Consider the following 4,197-nt stretch of genomic DNA (forward strand, 5'->3'; position numbering starts at 1 on the left):
CCGCACCTCCGGCGACGCCCGCACCTCCGACGACGCCCCCCGCGTCCCCTGGGGCGTCGTCCTCCCGTTCCTCGGCTCCGGCGTCGTGCACCTCGTGCGCCCGGAGGTCTTCGAGCCGATCATCCCGACCCCGCTGCGGCCGTGGAAGCGCGGGCTCGTGGTGGCGTCCGGCGTCGCGGAGCTCGCGTGCGCCGTCGGGCTCCTCGCGCCGACGACCCGGCGCGCGGCCGGCAAGGCGAGCGCGGCGCTGCTGCTCGCGGTCTGGCCGGCGAACGTGCAGATGAGCGTCGACCTCGGCCGTCGCGCGCTGGAGAAGGGTGACGCCGCCTCGATCGCGACCTTCGTCGTCTCGGTCCTGCGTCTGCCCGTCCAGGTTCCGCTCGTCCGCGCCGCGCTGCACGCCCGCTGACGCTCCCTACGATCGAGGGGTGACCAGCCCGCAGAACACGCCTGCCAGCATCCGCGCCCACGCCGAGGACCTCGTCGACCTCGTCGCCGCGTCACCCTCGAGCCTGCACGCGGCCGAGGCGGTTGCCACCCGGCTCGCGGCGGCCGGCTTCACCCGCCTCGTCGAGACCGAGGCGTGGGGCCTCGAGCCGGGCGGGCGCTACCTCGTGGTGCGCGACGGCGCCGTGCTGGCCTGGGTGATCCCGGCGGACGTCACCGCGACGACCGGCGTGCACGTGCTCGGCGCCCACAGCGACTCTCCGGGCTTCCGGCTCAAGCCCGAGCCGACCACCGGCCGGTACGGCTGGCTCCAGGCCGGCGTCGAGATCTACGGCGGCCCGCTGCTCAACTCCTGGCTCGACCGCGAGCTGCGCCTGGCCGGTCGCCTCGTGACGTCCGACGGCGTCACGCACCTCGTCGCGACACCGCCGCTCCTGCGCCTGCCACAGCTCGCGATCCACCTCGACCGCACGGCCAACGACGGCCTCGCCCTGGACAAGCAGACCCAGACCCAGCCCGTCTGGGGACTGGGCGACGCTGCGAGCGCCGACCTGATCGCCGAGGTCGCCGCCGCCACGGACGTCCGAGTCGAGGACGTGCGGGGCTACGACCTCGTCCTCGCGGACTCGGCCCGCGGCACGGTGTTCGGCAAGGACGAGGCGCTCCTCGCCGTCGGACGCCTGGACGACCTCGCGTCGGTGCACGCGGGCCTCACCGCGCTGGAGCGGCTCGTGGGAGTCGGTGGGAGGGAGCGCGACGGCGACGTCCACCTCGCGCACATCCCCCTCCTGGCGGTGTTCGACCACGAGGAGGTCGGGTCGGCGACGCGCAGCGGAGCGGCTGGGCCGTTCCTCGCGGACGTCCTCGGGCGGATCGGCGCGGCGCTCGGCGCCTCGCCCGAGGAGCAGCAGCGCGCGCTCGCGGACTCGTGGTGCGTGTCCAGCGACGTCGGCCACTCGGTGCACCCGAACTACCCCGGCAAGCACGACCCGGTGGTGCAGCCGGTGCTGGGGTCCGGGCCGATCCTCAAGATCAACGCGAACCAGCGCTACGCGACCGACGGCGTCGGGGAGGCCGCCTGGCGCGGCTGGTGCGAGCGCGCGGGCGTGGTGACACAGGCGTTCGTGAGCAACAACGCCGTGCCGTGCGGGTCGACGATCGGCCCGATCACGGCGACCCGGCTGGGGATCCGGACGGTCGACGTCGGGATCCCGATCCTGTCGATGCACTCCGCGCGCGAGCTCGCGGGGACGAGCGACCTGGACGCGCTGAGCCGCGTCGCGGAGGCGTTCTGGCGGTCGTGACCGCTGGCCGCGAGCCGCGTCAGGCGCCGATCGCGGTGTCGATCATCCACGGCGTGCCGAAGCGGTCGAGCAGCATCCCGAAGCCCGCCGACCACTCCGTGGCGGCGAACGGCTGGTGCACCTCGCCGCCGTCGGCGAGCGCGTCGAACGCGGCGCGGGCCGCGTCGGCGTCCGGCAGGGTCGCACACACGCGCATGCCGGAGACGGGTCCGAACGGGTCGGCGAACGGGTCGTCCGACCCGACGAGCTGCCCGTGGGGCGTGGTGAGCGACGCGTGCATGATCGCGGCGGGGTCGATCCCGGGCGGGACCCCGGTCATGTCCGCGGCGGTGACGAGGTCCAGCTCGCCGCCGAAGACGTCGCGGTAGAACGTGAACGCCTCGCGGCACGTCCTGCCGAAGAACAGGTAGGCGTTGAACGACACGGGTGGCTCCTTCGCTCGGCCCCCGCGAGCGCGGGCGGTCACGAGGCTACTCGCGGGCCGCCGCGCGGGGGAGGGCCGGTGCGACCGCGCCAGCGTGCGAGCCGAAGGTCCCGCCCCGCCCCGCACCGGCCCTGCCATGATCGAGCCGACCCGTGCCCGGGTGACACTGCCGCGCAAGGTTGCGTCGCCGTCGTGCACCGCCCGAAGGAGGAGCCCATGGCCCTGACCGATCCCGCCGCCCTGGCGGCGCGCCGCACGTTCGCGCCCGAGGACGTGTTCTTCTCCACGACCGACCGCAAGGGCGTGATCCGGCACGCGAACGACACGTTCCTGCGCCTCGCCGCGCTGACCGAGGAGGAGGCGGTCGGCTCGCCGCACAACCTCATCCGTCACCCCGACATGCCCGGCGGCGCGTTCCGGCTGGTGTGGGACGAGCTCGAGGCGGGCCGGCCGGTCTGCTTCTACATCGCCAACGAGGCGAAGGACGGCGTGCGCTACGACGTGCTCGCCACGATCCTCCCGATCGACGGCGGGTACCTGTCGGTGCGTCTGCGCCCGAGCCTCGCCGAGCTGCAGGACCAGGTGTTCGCGGCCTACGACGACGTCGCCGAGCGCGAGGCCGCCGTGCGCCGCGCCGGTGCGAGCCGCCACAGCGCGGCCGAGCGTGGGGCGTCCCTGCTAGGCGGGGCGCTGCACGCGCTCGGCTTCGCCTCCATGGTGAGCTTCACCCGCAGCGTGCTGCCGCGCGAGGTGGACGCGCTGGTCGCGGCGCTCCCACCGGCGGTCGCACCGGGACCGCGGGCCGGAGCGCTCGGGTCGGTGCTCCAGGCCGGCCAGGAGATCGGTCGGTCGATGACGTCGTTCATCGGCCTGCTCGAGGGGTTCGAGGAGACCGCGCAGCGCATCGTGCTCGAGCACGACTCCCTCACGCCCGCCATGGGCGAGCTCATGGCGCTGCGGATCGAGCTCGCGCGGATCGCCGGGATCATCTCGACCGCCGCGCACGAGCATGCCGACGACGCCGAGCTCCCCGAGCTCGTCAGCCTCACCCGGGAGATGGACGCCTCGTGCGAGGACGCGCTCGACGGCCTCGAGAGCCTGCCGCTGGACCGCCTGCAGGTCGCGATCCGCGACCTCGTGCTGAGGATCGCGACGGTAGGGCTGCTCAACCAGATGGTCACCCGGTTCACGAGCGAGGTCATCGAGGCCGGCCCCGACGGCACACCGCGCGGCACCGAGTTGCGACTGCTGCACACCGCGCTGGAGGAGGAGGTCGACCGCGCCGAGCTGGGTACCACCCGCGTGGTCGACCTGCTGCGGATCGTGCCGGAGCTCACCGAGCTGGCCGTGCGCAGCGTGGACCTCACGCTCATCCGCGCGGACGGGTGGTCCAAGCGCCTGCTCGCGGCCGTCGAGGAGGGCCGGTTCGGCGACGACGGACCCGAGCTGATCGGGCTCGTCGAGGCCGCCAAGGAGGGGCTGACGGAGCGGGTCATCGGGCTGGGCGACATCGTGGGCCTGGCGTCCCGGCTGCGCCAGACGCCGGTGCGGTTCGACCCGGTGTCGCTGCGCGAGCCGCTGCAGCACATCGCGGCCGGGATTGCCGAGCTGCCGTAGGAGGCGGCGCCGTCAACGCGGACGATTGCGGAGCACATGGGTCCGGAATCGTCCGCGTTGATGGCTGCGCCGTGCCTGGCGCCGGCGCCTGGCGCCGGCGTGCGCCGATCAGGCGAGCGTCGCGATGTCGATGACGAAGCGGTAGCGCACGTCCGAGGCGACGACGCGCTCCCAGGCCTCGTTCACGCCGTCGGCGGCGATCACCTCGATCTCGGCACCCAGGCCGCGCTCGGCGCAGAAGTCGAGCATCTCCTGGGTCTCGGCGATCGAGCCGATCGTCGAGCCCGCGAAGGACCGGCGGTACGGGATGAGGGAGAACGCGCGGATCGGCATGGCCTCGGCGGGCGCGCCGACGTTGACGAGCGTGCCGTCCACGGCGAGCAGGCCCAGGTAGTCGTTGACGTC

The 4,197-nt window shown here is 74.0% G+C and carries 4 protein-coding genes and 1 pseudogene; 3 read left to right on the forward strand and 2 right to left on the reverse strand.

Translation table 11 applies throughout. The features are described from left to right. The coding region (locus tag FH969_RS14490; protein ID WP_425462469.1) for a DoxX family protein at positions 1 to 409 on the forward strand (409 nt) is incomplete at its 5' end. Positions 410 to 428: 19 nt separating this feature from the next. Continuing rightward, complete coding sequence (locus FH969_RS14495) at positions 429 to 1,751, forward strand: M18 family aminopeptidase (RefSeq protein WP_139987891.1); 1,323 nt, start codon at positions 429 to 431, stop codon at positions 1,749 to 1,751. A gap of 19 nt (positions 1,752 to 1,770) precedes the next feature. On the opposite strand, the gene FH969_RS14500 is transcribed toward FH969_RS14495, so the two are convergent. Then, positions 1,771 to 2,175, reverse strand: coding sequence for a VOC family protein (locus tag FH969_RS14500; RefSeq protein ID WP_139987893.1), 405 nt, complete (start codon positions 2,173 to 2,175; stop codon positions 1,771 to 1,773). Positions 2,176 to 2,391: 216 nt separating this feature from the next. On the opposite strand from FH969_RS14500, the gene FH969_RS14505 reads away from it, so the two are divergent. Then, a complete protein-coding gene (locus tag FH969_RS14505; RefSeq protein WP_139987895.1) occupies positions 2,392 to 3,792 on the forward strand; it encodes a PAS domain-containing protein in 1,401 nt (466 codons plus the stop codon). 108 nt (positions 3,793 to 3,900) lie between these two features. Here the strand turns inward: FH969_RS14505 and FH969_RS14510 are convergent. Then, positions 3,901 to 4,197: pseudogene (locus FH969_RS14510) on the reverse strand (alcohol dehydrogenase); the annotation flags it as partial.

Origin of the sequence: Miniimonas arenae (assembly GCF_006351005.1) — a bacterium.
In the GTDB taxonomy this organism is placed as follows: Bacteria; Actinomycetota; Actinomycetes; order Actinomycetales; family Beutenbergiaceae; genus Miniimonas; species Miniimonas arenae.

What these genes read in the sequence shown, in the direction of transcription:
- FH969_RS14505 (WP_139987895.1), top strand. Translation starts at nt 2,392, where the DNA reads ATGGCCCTGACCGATCCCGCCGCCCTGGCGGCGCGCCGCACGTTCGCG.